This is a genomic window from Pseudomonas sp. FP2309 (assembly GCF_030687575.1).
GTDB lineage: Bacteria > Pseudomonadota > Gammaproteobacteria > Pseudomonadales > Pseudomonadaceae > Aquipseudomonas.
In genome coordinates this window covers 2,746,059-2,762,546 of record NZ_CP117439.1, presented here as the reverse complement: position 1 = coordinate 2,762,546, position 16,488 = coordinate 2,746,059, and the positions used below count along the sequence as shown (strand labels likewise).

At 62.2% G+C, this 16,488-nt stretch carries 15 protein-coding genes; all 15 read right to left on the bottom strand.

The genetic code is table 11. The annotated features are described in order from the left end of the window. Nucleotides 1-38: 38 nt before the first annotated feature. Complete coding sequence (locus PSH59_RS12540; RefSeq protein ID WP_305395217.1) at nt 39-2,186, bottom strand: chemotaxis protein CheA; 2,148 nt, start codon at nt 2,184-2,186, stop codon at nt 39-41. Between the two features lie 4 nt (nt 2,187-2,190). Continuing rightward, nucleotides 2,191-2,508, bottom strand: a complete 318-nt coding sequence (locus tag PSH59_RS12535) for a lipid asymmetry maintenance protein MlaB (protein ID WP_305395216.1) — start codon at nt 2,506-2,508, stop codon at nt 2,191-2,193. 33 nt (nt 2,509-2,541) lie between these two features. Further along, on the bottom strand, nt 2,542-2,910 hold the full coding sequence (locus PSH59_RS12530) for a response regulator (protein ID WP_010563050.1): 369 nt from the start codon (nt 2,908-2,910) through the stop codon (nt 2,542-2,544). A 13-nt stretch (nt 2,911-2,923) separates the two neighbouring features. After that, nucleotides 2,924-4,189, bottom strand: a complete 1,266-nt coding sequence (locus PSH59_RS12525) for a methyl-accepting chemotaxis protein (RefSeq protein WP_370694403.1) — start codon at nt 4,187-4,189, stop codon at nt 2,924-2,926. 70 nt (nt 4,190-4,259) lie between these two features. Next, nucleotides 4,260-4,889, bottom strand: a complete 630-nt coding sequence (locus tag PSH59_RS12520) for a response regulator transcription factor (RefSeq protein ID WP_248078915.1) — start codon at nt 4,887-4,889, stop codon at nt 4,260-4,262. Then, nucleotides 4,889-7,801 carry a PAS domain S-box protein gene (locus PSH59_RS12515; protein ID WP_305395214.1) on the bottom strand — a complete coding sequence of 971 codons (2,913 nt, stop codon included), beginning with the start codon at nt 7,799-7,801 and terminating at the stop codon, nt 4,889-4,891. Before PSH59_RS12515 ends, PSH59_RS12520 begins: the two co-directional genes overlap by 1 nt. 176 nt (nt 7,802-7,977) lie before the next feature. Then, complete coding sequence (locus PSH59_RS12510; protein WP_248078910.1) at nt 7,978-9,054, bottom strand: chemotaxis response regulator protein-glutamate methylesterase; 1,077 nt, start codon at nt 9,052-9,054, stop codon at nt 7,978-7,980. Beyond that, a complete protein-coding gene (gene cheD, locus PSH59_RS12505; protein ID WP_248078907.1) occupies nt 9,017-9,550 on the bottom strand; it encodes a chemoreceptor glutamine deamidase CheD in 534 nt (177 codons plus the stop codon). The genes PSH59_RS12510 and cheD overlap by 38 nt, the downstream gene beginning before the upstream one ends. Beyond that, nucleotides 9,547-10,356, bottom strand: coding sequence for a protein-glutamate O-methyltransferase CheR (locus PSH59_RS12500; protein ID WP_248078905.1), 810 nt, complete (start codon nt 10,354-10,356; stop codon nt 9,547-9,549). Before PSH59_RS12500 ends, cheD begins: the two co-directional genes overlap by 4 nt. 9 nt (nt 10,357-10,365) lie before the next feature. Then, complete coding sequence (locus PSH59_RS12495; protein ID WP_305395213.1) at nt 10,366-10,902, bottom strand: chemotaxis protein CheW; 537 nt, start codon at nt 10,900-10,902, stop codon at nt 10,366-10,368. Between the two features lie 36 nt (nt 10,903-10,938). Then, a complete protein-coding gene (locus PSH59_RS12490; RefSeq protein ID WP_248078900.1) occupies nt 10,939-12,597 on the bottom strand; it encodes a methyl-accepting chemotaxis protein in 1,659 nt (552 codons plus the stop codon). A 30-nt stretch (nt 12,598-12,627) separates the two neighbouring features. Beyond that, on the bottom strand, nt 12,628-14,667 hold the full coding sequence (locus PSH59_RS12485; RefSeq protein ID WP_305395212.1) for a chemotaxis protein CheA: 2,040 nt from the start codon (nt 14,665-14,667) through the stop codon (nt 12,628-12,630). A 41-nt stretch (nt 14,668-14,708) separates the two neighbouring features. Next, nucleotides 14,709-14,996 carry a lipid asymmetry maintenance protein MlaB gene (locus tag PSH59_RS12480; RefSeq protein ID WP_248078895.1) on the bottom strand — a complete coding sequence of 96 codons (288 nt, stop codon included), beginning with the start codon at nt 14,994-14,996 and terminating at the stop codon, nt 14,709-14,711. A 21-nt stretch (nt 14,997-15,017) separates the two neighbouring features. Next, on the bottom strand, nt 15,018-15,386 hold the full coding sequence (locus tag PSH59_RS12475; protein ID WP_010446480.1) for a response regulator: 369 nt from the start codon (nt 15,384-15,386) through the stop codon (nt 15,018-15,020). A gap of 9 nt (nt 15,387-15,395) precedes the next feature. Then, nucleotides 15,396-16,307 carry a methyl-accepting chemotaxis protein gene (locus tag PSH59_RS12470; protein ID WP_370694422.1) on the bottom strand — a complete coding sequence of 304 codons (912 nt, stop codon included), beginning with the start codon at nt 16,305-16,307 and terminating at the stop codon, nt 15,396-15,398. Between the last annotated feature and the right edge of the window lie 181 nt (nt 16,308-16,488).

Here is a 16,488-nt window from a genome sequence, read left to right as displayed (position 1 = left end):
TTTGATAACGGTCATGGCGAGGAACTCCTGATGACGCTTTATTGAGTCGGTAAAGGACGTGGGATCGAACGGTGGGTGGCTTCCTTGGCAACGAGTCCTAACAGATTTGGAATATCCAGGATCAGAGCCACGGCCCCGCTCCCCAGGATGGTGAAGCCGCCCAATCCATGGGCGTCTCCGAACACTTTGCCCAACGGCTTGATCACGGTTTGGAACTCCCCCAGCAAGCGGTCGACCACCAGGCCGGCACGCACACCGGCGTAGCGCACGACCACCACGTTTTCACGGTGGCCGCCCGGCCCTTGCACGGCAAACATGTCCCGCAGGCGCACGATCGGCAGCACATCGCCGCGCAAGTCCAGAAAGCCGGCCTCGGCCTCCTGCCCAGGTGCCAGTTCGATGCATTCCTCGACCATGTTCAACGGAATGACATAAGAGGCCTTGCCCACCCCGATCAAAAAACCATCGATGATGGCCAGGGTCAGCGGCAAGCGAATGCGTACCGTGGTGCCCTGCCCCTCTTCACTCTCCAGGCTCACGCTGCCGCGCAGCGCGGTGATATTGCGCTTGACCACGTCCATGCCGACGCCCCGGCCGGACAGGTTGCTGACCTGGTCGGCGGTGGAGAAGCCAGGCTCGAAGATCAGATTAAGGATGTCTTTTTCAGCCGGTAGCTGCCCCTCCGCCACCAGGCCGCGCTCGCGGGCCTTGGCCAGGATTTTGTCCTTGGCCAGGCCGCCGCCGTCGTCCGACACCTCGATCACGATGCTGCCGGATTCGTGGTAGGCATTCAGACGCACCGTGCCCTGGGCCGGTTTGCCGCGCTCAAGGCGCGTCGACGCGGCTTCGATGCCATGGTCCATGGCATTGCGCACCAAGTGCGTCAACGGGTCGCCAATGCGCTCGACGACGGTCTTGTCCAGTTCGGTTTCGCCACCGCCAATGCGCAGCATGATGTCCTTGCCCAGCTCTTTGGACACATCGCGCACCACGCGCTGGAAACGCGTGAACGTTGCGCCGATCTGCACCATGCGCAAGGTCAGCGCCGAGTCTCGCACCTCTTCCACCAGCCGCGATAAGAGGCTGGTGGCCTCGATCATCTCGCCGATGCCACTGCGCACCGCCACCAGGTTGGCGCCGGCGCCGGCGATGATCAGCTCGCCGACCAAGTTGATCAGTTGATCCAGTTTGGCGGCGTCCACCCGAATCAGATTGCCTTCGTTGTGGGTCGCACCTTTGCTGGCCTTGGTCGACAGCGCTAATGAGTCCTGCGCACCGTCAGGCTCTGCAGGTGCGTCGCCAGGCGTTGGCGCATCCTGCTCGGTGAGGGCCGCAACCTCGGCATCGGTCAGGGTGCCGCAGCGCACCAACAGCGCCAGCAGCTCGGCATTGTCTTGCGGCAGAGCATCAATGTGCTCACGACAGGCCTGGACACTGGCCTGCGGCGCCAGGATCAGCACCAGGGCGTCATCACGGACAAAATCAAAGGCGCCGTCGATAACCTCGCGGGACGCATCAGTGAGCAGCGCCAGTTCAAAGCCCAGGTAGTTGGTTTCGGGGTCCATCGATTGCAACGAGGGCAACGCGTCGAACACGGTGACGGTGTGCAGTACCTGCCCCAGCGTGCCCAGGTAGCGCAGAAATGCCAGAGGGTCCATGCCATTGCGCAGTACATCCGGACCAAAGCGCAGCGAAAGATGCCAGTGACCCGCACCCGCCTCGTGGCCGATCGTTGGGGGTGTATCGTCAGGGCCGGGGGCCACGCTCGCTAACGGCGCGTCCAGGTACTGCGCCAGACGCGCGCCAAGGCGCTGCCCCTGTAGCTGCAGCGGTTCGTCCAGCCGATCAAGGTGGCCGTCCTCGGCCAGCAGGTCGATCAGTTGGCTGATATGGTCACGGGCGTCGAGGAACAACGCACTCAACGCCTCGTCGACCCGCACTTCCAGGCTGCGCACCCGATCCAGCACGCTCTCGGCGACGTGGGTGAATTCCACGATAGGCATCAGGCCAAACAGGCCGGCCGAACCTTTGATGGTGTGGGCCACGCGAAACAGGCCGTTGATGGTGTCCAGGTCCTGCGGCGACTGCTCGATCTGCAGCAACGCATCTTCCATCTGCAACAGCAGTTCGCGGCTCTCGGCGATGAACGTCTGCAGCACGTCATCCATGTTCATGGGCTGGGCCATACCGTCATGCTCCAACCGATACGGTGAACGAGGGGTTGGCGAAGTAATCATCAAGGCCGCTCACCCGCAGGGCTTCGATCACCGTGGCGCTGGGGTTGCTGAGCACCAACTGGGTGCCTTCCTTGAACGATTCACGCTTGATCAGGATCAACAGCTGCAAGCCGGCGCTGTCCAGTTCGTCGACATTGGACAGGTCCAACTCAACCTCATGGGCCAGGGGAAACAGCGACAACAACACTTCTTTTTGTTCAGTGGCCGTGTAGATCGTCAGCGGGCCTTCCATGACCTGGATTCGGCGCAGCATCGGGGCAGTGCTTTTCATGGAAACCTCCTGGCCAGCGCTCGCTGGTCATCGCTATGGCAGGATCAACTTGGAAACCGCAGTGAGCATTTGCGCGGGCTGAAACGGCTTGACCATCCAGGCCTTCGCACCGGACGCCTGACCCTGCTGCTTCATCGCATCACTGGCCTCGGTGGTCAGCATGATGACCGGGGTGAATTTGTAGGCCGGCAACAGCTTGGCGGCCTTGACGAAGCTGAGGCCGTCCATGTTCGGCATGTTCACATCACTGACAATCAGGTGGATTTTTCGACCATCGAGCTTGCTCAGCGCATCGCGGCCATCACAGCCCTCAATCACGTCGTAACCCGCGCCCTTGAGCGTGATGCTCACCACCTGCCGGATGGAAGCCGAGTCGTCGACGATCAGAATGGTTTTGCTCATCGGAAAAGCTCCTCTAGAAAAAGGTGATTTCGCTGGCGTCAGCCTTGGCGTGGGTCTTGCCGCCGTGGATGGCGTGTTGCTCGGGCATGGTGTAGGTCCGTGACAGCTCCTGCAGCCAACGCTCGCTGGCCATCGGCGCCAACGCCTGTCCGTCCAGGCGCGAGGCGTGACGCTCGCTCAACTGCAGCTGTAATTTGTCCAGGTCGCTGGTGATCAGCGCCAGCATCTGGCTGACACGATCCTGAAACTGCAAGGCGACCAGCACCTGGGCAATCTCGTTGGCGACGTTGGCGTTCTGTTGCTGCAGGTCATGGCTGTTACCCACGATGCGCTGGGCGGTACCGCGAAAATGTTCGATGACCTGCGACACCACCCGCTCCGAGTCCGCGAGGGTCAGGGTGTCTTGTTCGGCATGGTGACGGGACATTTGCACCGTGCGGGCAATGGCCGCATTGACGGTGTTGACGGTCTCACTGATCTTGCGCCCGGTTTCGCCGGACATACTCGACAGCTTGCGCACCTCATCGGCCACCACGGCAAACCCGCGGCCGGCCTCTCCGGCACGCGCCGCTTCAATGGCCGCGTTCAGCGCCAATAGGTTGGTTTGACTGGCAATGTCGCCGACAAACGTGGCCATCTGCTGGAGCTGCTCCGTGAACCCGGAAAGCTGCATAACTTCCTTGAGTTCGTTCTCCTTATTGGACAACGCAGCGCGCAGGGCCAGGACGATGGAGTTGAGGTCGCGCTGGCCGACTTCCAGCAAATCCACCAGTTGCCGGGAAGCGTCTTGCGCGCCTTGGCTGGACACGCTGTGACTGATGTCCGATGACAGCGTGCCGAAGCGTTCGCTGAGCTTGAGGATGGAGGTTTCACTGAGTTCACGCGCCGCTTCAATCTGCCTCGACCAGATAGGCAGCACATGGGTGCAGACCTCGGCCAGACCGTCGTCGACGGCCGCGGCTGCCGGGGCGTAGTGCGGTTGCGACAGCGGCTTGCTGTACCCCTGATAACGCCGGTGGGCGAACCAGCCCAGCCCGGCGCATACCACGAACAGCGCGCTCCCCGCCACGACCGCCCCGCCGCTGAAACCGTCGCCGTAGGCCACCGCCAGGCTGCCGAGCAGACCGGCCGTCGTCACCGGAAACAGCGTCAATGTGGCCGAAGGGCTTGGGGTCTGTTCACTCACGGTTTGTCTCCCGGTCAGCGCCTGTCGTCGCCGATGGATCGGCAGCGCGATGGCTTGGGAGCAATACTGGCGCAATAATGGCACCGCCACCATCAGAGCATCCCTATTCTGGGGTAGGGATACCGGGAGACCGGGTAGGAAAATCCCTACCCCAAGCGGCTGATCAGGAAATGCCCAACGTCATGGCAAAGCGCACGATGTCCGCCGTCGAGCTGAAGCCCATTTTTTCCATGAGGCGGGTCTTGTGGGTACTCACGGTTTTGTTACTGATGACCAATTGTTCGGCAATCTGGTTGACGCTCATGCCGTGCGCCAGCAGGCGCAGGATCTGGAATTCGCGATCAGACAGGCTTTCGACATAGGTCTGTTGCTTCAAACCGCTGCTTTGCAGCGCAATCTGCTCAGCCAGACCAGGGTCCAGGTAACGCTGACCACTGACCACTCGGCGCATGGCCGCCAATAACGTTTCGGGATCGCGGTCCTTGGTCAGATAGCCGAGTGCTCCGGCGCGCAAAGCGCGTTGGGCGATGTGGATTTCGTTATGCATGCTTAACACCAGGATCGGCAGATCCGGGTACTGGGTGTGCAAGCGGGCAATCAGAATCTCACCACTGATGCCCGGCATATTCATGTCCAGCAGCAACAGGTCGATCTCAACCTCACGCAACAGCTCGATCACCTGCGCGCCGCTCTCGGCTTCGGCCACCACCTGCACGTCGGCCACCAGGGTAAACAGCTGCTTGAGTCCTTCGCGCATGATGGTGTGGTCATCAGCGATCAGCATGCGAATCATCAATACGTATCCTTATGCATTGGGATAAACGCCTGGACCGTAGTGCCCTGTCCGGGGTGACTGAAAATAATGACTTTGCCGCCCAACATCACACCGCGCTCACGCATGCCGGCCAGGCCCAGGGTCTGGCGTGTGAGGGCATCCGGTTCAAACCCTTTGCCGTTGTCCTGCACCTCCAGTAACCAGTGCGTGTCCTGTGGGGTCAGGGTAACGCTGACCTGTGTGGCTTCGGCGTAGCGCGCAATGTTGGTCAGCGACTCCTGAACGATGCGAAACGCGGCGGTAATGTGGGTATCGGGCAGCGTCAACGGAATCGAAGGCAGGTGCAGCTCGCACGGCACCAGGGTCAGGGTGACGAACTCGGTGGTCAGCCATTCGAGCCCCGACACCAAGCCCAGGTTCAAGGCGGATGGGCGCAGGCTGGTGGACACATTGCGCACCACCTGGATCGTTTTGTCGGTCAGTCCCATCAAGCGTTCGACCTGAGGCGCCAGGTCCGGTGTAGTGGCGCCGAACTGAAACCTTAATAACGAGATGCCCATGCGCAAGGCGGTGAGGTGCTGGCCCAGCTCATCGTGGATTTCCCGGGCGATCAGTTTGCGTTCCTCTTCCCGTGCCGTTTCGCGGCGGGTCGACAGGTCGCGCAACTGCGCGTTGGAATTGGCCAGGCGCCGCTCCGCCGCGCGCAGCTTGGAAATATCCCGGCCCACCGCCAGCACGCTGACCACCCGCTGGCCATCAACCTCCGGGACAAAATGGATCAGCACTACCTTGGGCGCCGTCTTTAGTCCCGAGAGCCGAAACTCCTGTTCGGTGGCCTTGTTTTCACGAATGACTTGGGCCACCAATTCACGGAACAACTGAGATTGGTGATTGTGGGGCGCCACCGATTCCAGGGGCATGCCCATCAGCTCGGGCCACGCGTCGCCTACCCAGGCTCTCAGCCGCGCATTGACGTAGAGCACTTCACCTGCCGCGCTCAGCCGGGCGACCGCGTCGGGGCTGTTCTCCACCAGCGTATTGATGTCGTGCTGGCGCTCCAGTTCTTTTTGCCGGGCACGGGTCAGCAGCGTTGTGTCGCGGCTGATCACCAGGATTCGCGAGACCGCGCGCCCCGAGTCCGCCACCGGCACCAGGGTGAAGTGCAGGGTACGGACTTCGCGACGCACGAGCATGGCCTCATCCGACTCCACCACACGGCCGGCCACCCGGCACTGCTCGCACAGTGCCTGGAGTGTTTGCGCGCTCAACCGACCGAACATCGCTACCAGCGTCGCACCGATGATCTCCCTGTGGGGTTTGCCCAGCGCCCGTAACAAGGCCGGGTTGGCGTCGACACAGCGCACCTCGCCTGACGGCGTGGTCTCCAGCAGCAGAAGCATGTCCAGGGTATGGTCAAAAATGTCCCGGTAGCGCCGCTCGCGTTCGCGCAGCAAGGACTCCGACTGCCAGCGCTCGATCGCGATTGCAGCAATGTGACAGGTCTGCCGCACGTGCTGAACATCGCTGTCGTCCACCGCCGAACCGGGCGATCGCGATAATTCGAACACCCCCAACATCTGCCCTTGTTGGTCCATGATCGGCTCGGACCAAGGGGCACAAGCCTCGTCTGCCAGTGACGAAACGGCGGTCGCGGTTGTCGCCAGGCGGGTGCCGAAAGACTCCACAAGCTGTACGCGGCAGGACCGATGGGGCAAGGCCAATTGGACATAGCCCACCAGCAGCGTCAGCGTCTGTTCCAGGGACGCGCCCGTCGCCATGCGTTCGAAGATCCCCAGCCGCGCGTCTTCCAGCAACTGTTGCCTGCGCAGCTCGGTGATGTCATGGGCCAGCGAGAGCACGCCGACCACCTCACCACTCTGATTGCGCTCGGCCATCAGGCTGACCGCACAGCTCACATAACCCAGGCCGTTGGCGACGGCCCAGCTGTCCACGAACTGCGCCGTTTCGCCCGTTGCCACGACACGGCGCAATTGGCTGACGTAGTCCCTGGCCTCGCCATCCGGGCACAGGCCAATCACCTCGTCGTTAGACTTGCCGGTCAGGCGCCGGTAAGCCGGGTTGACATAGGTGCGTAACAGCTCGCGGTCGTAACGGACAATGATGTTCGGGGAGTTTTCCGCCAGGGTGAGAAACTTGAGCTCACTGCCCATCAATGTTTCACGAAGCTGCCAATTCTCGGTGATGTCTTCCAGTTGCGAGACAAAACACGCCGGTTGCCCTTGATCATCTCGCACCAGGCCGACGGTCAGGCGCCCCCAGACCACGCGCCCGTCGCGATGAATATAGCGTTTGTGCAAGGTCGCACCCGCCCGCGCACCGGACTTCAATTCCTCGATCAGTTGCCTGCCGACCTCGTGGTCGTCCGGGTGAGTCAGCGCCATGAACGTGGTGCGTTGCAGCTGCGCTTCGCTGTAACCGAGCAACGTGCAAATGACCTCGTTGGCGCGCAGCCAACGCCCCTCGAGTGACACGAGTGCCAAACCGGTGCCGGAAGAGTCGAAAATAGACCTGAGCGGGATCTCCGAATAACTGTCGGCGGCAGGCAGCGGGATCGATGGCGCCTGCCGGGCGACCACCTCGACCATAAAATAATCGTCGCGCCACAGCGTCAGGGACACATCCAGCAGGCCATCACCCTCGCCCACTGCCGAGAACGATGCGCGACCATTCCCGGCCGCTTTCTCCAGCGCGAGGTAAAAAAGCCAATGGTCTTCGGGACGCAGCCGGGCGACAAATTCGCCGCCGACGCCTGCCCCCGGGCCACTGTGAAGCTGATAGAACGCCGCATTGCCGGTGACCACCCGCCCCGCCCGGTCCAGGGCGGCCACAGCGCCCGACAGGCACACAAGGACGCTCTCCAGGGTTCGCACGCTGTCGTCGTCAATCAGGGTGGGTGCGTGGCCATTCATGGTTGCCAATACCTCGGACGTGCAAACGCTGGGTCACAACGGAGCGGGGGTCGACCACACGCAGGGCACCTCACCCCGCGGTAGCACCATGATATTACGTGCAGTCTCCTCGCAAAGGCTTAGTGCTTTGGTCGAAGGCCGGCGCGCTATCACGACAAAACCGACTGCACTCACGCTCACTTGTACAAAATCGCTTGATGAATATCCTCCAGCGCCATGATGCGCTGGGCCGCGTTGAGCTTGATGGCTTCCTTGGGCATGCCGAACACCACGCAACTGGCTTCGTCCTGGGCGACGGTGGCGGCGCCGGCCTCAAGCATCTCCTTGAGTCCGCGCGCGCCGTCGTCGCCCATGCCGGTCATGATGATGCCGGTGGCGTTTTTGCCGGCGAACTTGGCCACCGAGCGAAACAGCACGTCCACCGAAGGCCGGTGCCGGTTAACCAGTGGCCCATCGATGACCTGGGCGTGATAAAAGGCGCCGCTGCGGTTGACCATCAAGTGCTTGCCGCCTGGCGCGATCAGGGCCAGGCCGGGCAGGATGCGGTCGTTGTTACGCGCTTCGCGCACCTCGATCTCGCAGACGCTGTTGAGGCGCTCGGCAAACGAGGCGGTGAATTTTTCCGGCATGTGCTGCACGATCACCATGCCTGGGCACACCCTCGGCAGTGCCGTCAGCACCGCTTCCAGCGCCTGAGTGCCGCCGGTGGAGGTGCCGATGGCGACGATGCGCTCGGTGGTCTGCGCCATGGCGTGGCCATTGGCGGCGGGCAGAATCGCATCCGCTGTGAGCTTGCTGGGCGGGGCCAGTGCGGGAGCAGCGCTGCGCTTGCCCAGGTTCTTCACATTGGAATTGGCCGCGGCGCGGATCGCCGCCACCAACTCGGCGGCCGATTCGATCAGAAAGTTCTTCAAGCCGGTCGTGGGTTTGGTGATGATCTCTACCGCGCCGGCCGACAGCGCCTGCAGGGAGGTTTCCGCGCCTTTCTGGGTCAGCGAGGAACAGATCACCACCGGCGTCGGCCGCTCACTCATGATTTTCCTGAGAAAGGTGATGCCGTCCATGCGCGGCATCTCGACGTCCAGCACGATCACGTCCGGCCATTCGCGGGCGAGTTTGTCCATGGCGAAGATCGGGTCGGACGCGGCGCCCATCACGTGAATATCCGGCGTGTCAGCGAGAATCGCCAGCAATACCTGACGCACCACGGCCGAGTCATCGACCAGCAGCACACTGATTTTTTTGGTAGGCATCTTGTTGAAGTATTCCCATTGGTTGGTGCCGAACCCAGACGTTGCCGTTCCACAGGTCGAACATGATCGTGCGGTAACCGGTGCTGCCCATGTCCTGGGCCGTCAGGTGCAGGTGATAGTGCTCGGCCAGGGACAAAGCTGCGCGGATATTCAGGCTGGCCACGTCCTGCGTCGGCAACTGGCACTGCTGGCCGAGAAACATTTTGCCGCCGCCGAACAACTTGACCTGGTAATCCCGTGCATGAGTGCCATTGGCCTGGGTGTGTCGCAGCAGCAGTTCCATGGCTTCGTCGGCATAGCGGCCGTCCAGCGGTTGATGGCTGCGCAGGCGCCCCGGCAGCATGAAGTGACACATGCCGCCGATCAGCCGCTGCGGGTGCCAAAAGGTGATCGCTACACAAGAGCCAAGCAAGGTGCGCAGGCGCGTTGGCCGCGTCGCAAAGCTGACCTGGCCAGGCGCCAACACCACTTCGGTCGCATCGACAGGCTTTTTCATGGCTTGCGGTAAATCGACGGCGCCACCAGCTTCAGGGTGTCGTTCACACCATTGAGGCTTTCGGAGTGACTGATGATGAAATAACCGCCGGGCTTAAGCAGCGGCAGCAGACGCGCGACCACCTGGCTCTTGGTCTGCTGGTCGAAATAAATCATCACGTTGCGCAGAAAGATCACCTCGAACTCACCCAGCGCCGGCAGCGCTTCGTTGAGGTTGACCTGAACAAAGTTGACGCGATTACGCAGCGCCTTGTCGATCAGGAACGTGCCCTCCTGGCGGCCAATGCCCTTGAGGCAGTACTTGGTCAGCAACGGTGGCGGCAGCGTGCCGGCGCGCTCCATGGCGTAATGCCCGGTACGCGCCTTGGCCAGCACCTGGGTGCTGATGTCCGAGCCGATCACTTCCCAGGGGGTGGTGCCCAGGCTCTCGGCCAGGGTCATTGCCAGACTGTAGGGTTCTTCGCCCGACGAACTGGCCGCGCTCCACACGCGAAAGACCTTGCCCGGCGCAGCATTGGGCAACACCTGTTGACGCAGGAAGTCGAAGTGCTTGGGCTCGCGGAAAAAATAGGTTTCGTTGGTGGTCAATAAATCCAGCGCCACCTGCAGTTCGCCCTTGCGCTGGTCATTCATGATCAGCTTGAAATACTCACCATAGCTGTGCAGCTCATAGTGTTTGAGACGCTTGAACAGGCGTCCTGCGACCAGGGCTTTCTTGGCGGGCGACAGGTTGATACCCGCCGCGCGGTACAGCCAGCTCTGGAACTGACCGAATTCACGATCATCGATGGAGGCGGTATCTGGCATGGTCGGGTCTCAACGCGGATCAGGGTCGAGGGCCGCCTGACCACCCTCGGCGAGGCTGGACATCTCATCGATGGACAACACTTTGTCCACCTCCAGCACAATCACGAACTTGCCGTCGACCTTGGCCATACCGCTGATGAAGTCGGCGCGAATCCGCGCGCCGAAGCTCGGCGGCGGCTCAATTTGCGCGGCAGGGATCTCCTGCACGGCGGACACCGTATCGACCAGCAACCCGATGTCCTGGGGCTGGCCCTCGTCGGTGCTCGCCTCGATGATGATCACGCAGGAGCGCCGAGTGATCGCCGAATTGGCTCGCCCAAAACGCGCCGACAGGTCAACCACCGGCACCACCGCGCCACGCAGGTTGATCACCCCGCGCACGAACGCGGGCATCATCGGCACCACCGTCAGACTGCCGTATTCGATAATTTCCTTGATCCCCAGGATGCCGATAGCGAACATTTCGCCACCGAGCATAAAGGTCAGGTACTGCGCATCCTCATCCACCGCCGCAGCGGTTTGCCGAGTCGTCATCACTGCGCCCATTTCACTCTCCCTTGTAGGCCCGCATTGATCGTGTGATCAGAAACGGGTGAATTCCGATTCGTCCGGCGCGCTGGCCATGCTGTAGGCGAACGCCTTGCGCGGTGCCGGCGCTTTCGGGCGCGGCGGCTGGCGGTTGGGCTTGCTGCCGGGGCTGTCCACACTGCTGCTTTGCGCGGCCGCTTTGGTCGCGGAATCCAGCACGAAGAAACTCATGGCCTGTTGCAGTTGCTCGGCCTGGCTGCTCATTTCTTCGGCGGTGGCGGCCAGCTCTTCACTGCTCGAGGCATTTTGCTGGGTCACCTGATTGAGCTGGGTCATGGCCGTGTTGATCTGCGCGACACCGGCGGCCTGTTCCTCGGACGCGGCGCTGATTTCCTGCACAAGGTCGGATGTCTTGTTGATGGAGGGCACCATTTCGTCGAGCAACTTGCCGGCTTTCTCGGCCATGTCCACGCTGCTGGAAGACAATTCGCCGATTTCCTGGGCGGCAACCTGGCTGCGTTCGGCCAGCTTGCGCACTTCGGCGGCCACCACGGCGAACCCCTTGCCGTGCTCGCCGGCCCGCGCGGCTTCAATGGCGGCGTTGAGGGCCAGCAGATTGGTCTGGTAAGCGATGTCATCAATGATGCTGATGCGCTGGGCGATTTTCTTCATCGCCACCACCGTCTGCTGCACCGACTCGCCGCCCTCGGTGGCTTCCTTGGCAGCCTTGCTGGCCATGCCGTCGGTGACTTTGGCGTTTTCGGTGTTCTGGTTGATGCTGGCGCTCATCTGCTCCACCGAGGCGCTGGTTTCCTCGACGCTCGCAGCCTGTTCACTGGTGGCCTGGCTCATCGATTGTGCGGTGGCACTGACCTGCTCGGAGGCACTGGCCAGGTTATCGGCGGCATTGCGCACTTCGCCGATGATATGCGCCAGCTTGCCGACCATGTTGCGCATGGCGTTGAGCACCATGCCGGTTTCGTCTTTGGTTCCAGGCTCGATGTGGGCGTTGAGGTTGCCTTCGGCCAGTTGCTCGGCCGCCAGCGCGGCTTGCTTCAACGGGCGGGAAATGATGCGGGCGATGAATATCGCCAGGCCCAGGCCAATCAACAGGGCCGCGACCAATACCGCGATGATTGACAGGCGTGAGCTTTCGTACAGCGCCGAGCCCTTGTCACCAGAGACCGTCGCGCCGGCGTCATTGAGTTCGACCATTTTCTGCAGACGGTTGGTCACCTCATCGAAATGCTCCTTGGACTCGCCCCTGAGTAAGCTGCGCGCCTGGGTATCGAGGTTCTGCCGGGAGAACTCGAGCAACTGCTTGCTGCTTGCCAGGTAGGCATCCCACGCGCTTTTCACGCTTGCCAGGAGCTGACGGTCTTCTTCGTTGGACAGCAACTGCTCATAGGTGCCCATGCGGGTTTCGAACTGTTGACGTGACTCAGCGGCTTCACGCTCGGCTTGGGTCTTTTCCTCGGCGATCTCGGTACCGATGTGGCGGTTTTCTTTCAAGCGGTAGTTGGCCGCATAAAACCGCATGCCTGCCGCGGCGCGCATGGAGGGCATCCAGTTGCCCTTGATGTCCTGGGCCGCCTGGTTGACCGCACCGAGCTGGAGGATGGCGAAGACACCCATGACTGCAGTGAGCGCCAGCACCACCAGGAATGAGCTGATCAACTTGGTGGAAATTTTAAGATCGTAGAACCATTTCATCGGGGGAACCTCCATGGAATTGCAAAGACGTCAGCGAGCGACGACCGGCGGCGACTGAGGCGCCTGGGGCGTGCGGGCTTCCAGTTGTACGATTTGGTTGAGCAGTGCCGGGACATCCAGGATCAGGGCCACGGCACCGCTGCCCAATATGGTCGAGCCGCTGATGCCGCGCAGTGCGCCGAACAACTTGCCCAGGGGTTTGATCACGGTCTGGAATTCACCGAGCAGGTCATCCACCACCAGCCCGGCCTTGTGCTCGGCGTAGCGCACCACCACCACGTTCTGACGGCGCGCCGCCGGCCCTTCGTGGCTGAAGTGATCGCGCAGGTCCACCAGCGGCAGCACCTCGCCCCGCAAGTCCAGGTAACCGTTGTCACGGCTGGACTGGCGCTGGCGTTCATCCAGTTCGATACATTCCTGGACCATGTCCAGGGGAATCACGTAGGTGGATTGGTCGATGCCGACCAGGAAGCCATTGATGATCGCCAGGGTCAGGGGCAGGCGAATGCGCACCACAGTGCCCTGGCCGGGACGGCTGTCCAGGTCGACGGTGCCGCGCAGCAAGGTGATATTGCGTTTGACCACGTCCATGCCGACGCCACGCCCGGACAGGTTGGTCACCGCCTCGGCGGTCGAGAACCCCGGCTCGAAGATCAGGTTGTAGATCTCCTGGTCGGTCAGCACCGCGCCGCTGGCGACCAACCCGCGCTCCTGGGCCTTTTGCAGAATACGCTCGCGGTTGAGCCCGGCGCCGTCGTCGGCGATTTCAATGACGATGTTGCCCGAGTCATGGTAGGCATTGAGGCTCAAATGGCCCTTGGCCGGCTTACCGGCGGCACGCCGTGCGTCGGCGCTTTCGATACCGTGGTCCATGGCGTTGCGCAGCAGGTGCATCAGCGGGTCACCAATCTTCTCGACCACGGTTTTGTCCAGTTCGGTTTCCGCGCCGCTGATGATCAGCTCGATGTCCTTGCCCAGTTCCTGGCTGATATCGCGTACCACGCGGCGAAAACGGTTGAACGTGTCACCGATGGGGATCATGCGCAAATGCAGGGCGCCATCAAGGATCTCTTCCACCAGCCCGGACACGGTCGAGGTGGCCTCCTGCAAAGGGTCGTTGTTGCAAGAGCGCGCCAGCAGACTTGCGCCGGCGCTGGCGATCACCAATTCGCCGACCAGGTTGATCAACTCGTCGAGCTTGTCGGCGTTGACCCGCACGTAATTGCCGTCGCGGCTTTTCGTCTCGCTGTTCGCCGGCGCGCGTTGCGGCGCGGTCGCCACCAAGTTTTGCTCGCTCTGGCCAGCCACGTCGCTGGCGATGGCCACCAGAGTGCCCGGCACTTGCTCGACGGCACGGATGTGCACCTCACAGTCGTCACGCACGAAGTCGAACACTTCGTTGAGGGTGGCGTGGCTGGCGCTCGAACGCAGTTCGATCTCGAACCCCAGGTAGCAGCTTTCCGGGTCCCAGCGATCCAGCGGAGGGAGGGTGTCCGTCAGGGTAGCGACCTGCAGCAACTGCCCCAACGTTTCGAGGTAACGCAGAAATGACAGCGGGTCCATGCCATTGCGGAACACATCCACACCGAAGCGCAGGGAGATGTGCCACAGCACGTCAGCGGATGGGCCTGCATCGGTCACCGCTACCTCGGCCGTTGGCGTGGCGACGTCCTGTGCCTGAAACGCGCGCAGCGCCTCACGCAATAACGCCTCACGTTCGAGAGCCTCAGGCGTTAGTGCTTCGCCCCGATTGGCGACGACCTCGATCAACTCGAGCATGTGGTCGCCGCTCTTGAGCAGCACGGCGATCAGCGCGGCGTCCACGGCGACACTGCCGTCGCGCAAGCGGTCGAGTACGTCCTCGACAATATGCGTAAAGCCCACCACCGGCTCAAGGCCGAACAGCCCCGCGGAACCCTTGATGGTGTGCGCGGCGCGGAAAATCGCACCAATGGCATCGCTGTTGTCAGGCTCGCTTTCCAGTTGCAGCAGGGATTGCTCCATGGCCTGCAACAGCTCGCGCGCCTCAACGATGAATGTCTGCTGTGCCTGATCGAGATTGATGCTCACCTGGACTTTCCTTGTCGATCAAAAAACATGGGACGCGCTGGCTATGAGGCCGCGCTACGACACAGTTGGAGCGCCTGCATGACCGCCTGGCTTTGGCCGGTCACGCTTAAGGCAGTACCGGCAATGCCCGCCTCACGCTCAAGCACCGCGAGTAACTGCAGACCGGCGCCATCCATTTCCGTGACCTGTGACAGGTCCAGTTCCAGGCGGGGCGTGGCCCCCATCTGCGGCAGCAGTGCAGCCGCCAGTTCCGCCACCGTGTAGATCGTCAGCTCGCCGTCAATGCGCACGCGGGCGGTGTCATCGAGCACTTCAGTGGTTATCGGCATGGGGCCTCCTGGCGCCGGCGGTCAAGGCAGGATCAGTTTGGACACTGCGGCCAGCATCTGCGCCGGCTGAAACGGCTTGACCACCCACGCCTTGGCGCCGGCGGCCTGACCCTCGGCCTTCTTCGACTCCTGGGACTCGGTGGTCAGCATGATGATCGGGGTGAACTTGTAGTTGGCCAGCTTCTTGACCTCTTTGACGAAGGTAATGCCGTCCATGTTGGGCATGTTCACGTCACTGATGATCAGGTGCACTTTCTGCCCGGTCAGCTTGCTCAGGGCATCCTTGCCGTCGCTGGCCTCGATGACGTCATAACCGGCGCTTTTCAAGGCAATGCCGACCACCTGCCGCACACTGCTGGAGTCGTCGACCACTAATACGTTCTTCGCCATGATGGGCTCCTAAAAAAAGGTGATGTCTTGAGAATTCTGCTGCACCGCCGCCTCGCCATGATGGAGGCGACGCTGCTCGTCGGTGGCATAGGTGGCCTCCATCCGCGCCAGCCACTGCCGGGCGTCGACGGCTACCACCTGGTCCGGGGCCTGGTGCGCCTGCTGCAGGTGGTCATGCAGGGCGTGGATGTTGTCGCGTACGTGGCTGAGGATCTGGCTGACCCGATCCTGGAATTGCAGGTTGACCAACACCTCGGTCATCTCGTCACGGATGCCGTAGCTTTCCTGCTTGAGCAGGTTGGCGGAGTCGGCCAGGCGCCCGGTGATGTTCTGGAAGCGCTCGAGCACCAATTGAATACTGTTTTCGGACTCTGCCACCGAGTGGCTGTCCTGGTCGGCACTGCTGGAAGCGGCCTGCACCAACTGCGTGATGGCGTTATTGATGATGTCGACCTTGGCCGACATCTGCTGGCCGGTTTCACTGGACTTGCTCGACAGGCTGCGCACCGCGTCAGCCACCACCGCGAAGCCGCGACCGGCCTCTCCGGCACGTGCCGCTTCGATGGCGGCGTTGAGCGCCAGCAGGTTGGTTTGCGCGGCAATCGCCGCCACATCGGCGGCCATGGTGCGCAGCTCGCCGGTATAGGCCGTGAGGCTGCGCACCTGGGCCAGGGTCTGGTCACGGCTGGTTTGAGTGGCCTTGAGTGAATTGATCACCTGGCTCAGTTCGCTGTCACTGCGCGCCAGCACTTCGAGCGCACCGTCGGCGGCCTGGCCGTCCAATTCACCGGCGGCGTGTTGCGAGGCTTGCACGGTTTCCTGCAAGCGTGTGGCGATCCCGGTGAATCGGTCGGCCAGGCTCACAATCGCTTCTTCGGTCTGATGCCGCGAACTTTCCACCTGTTTGGCCCAGATCGGCATGGCGCCCAGCAACACCTCATCGAGTTGCGCGCGCGAAGCAATGCTCCTTTGCGCCGCGTCATCTTCGGACTGATCCGCCTGGGCCCGGGCAATGGCCCGCTGCACCGCGCTGCGCTGCGAACCCGCGCTCCAGGCACAGGCACCGAGACCGATCAACACCAGCGCAGCGCAGGCCAGCAGG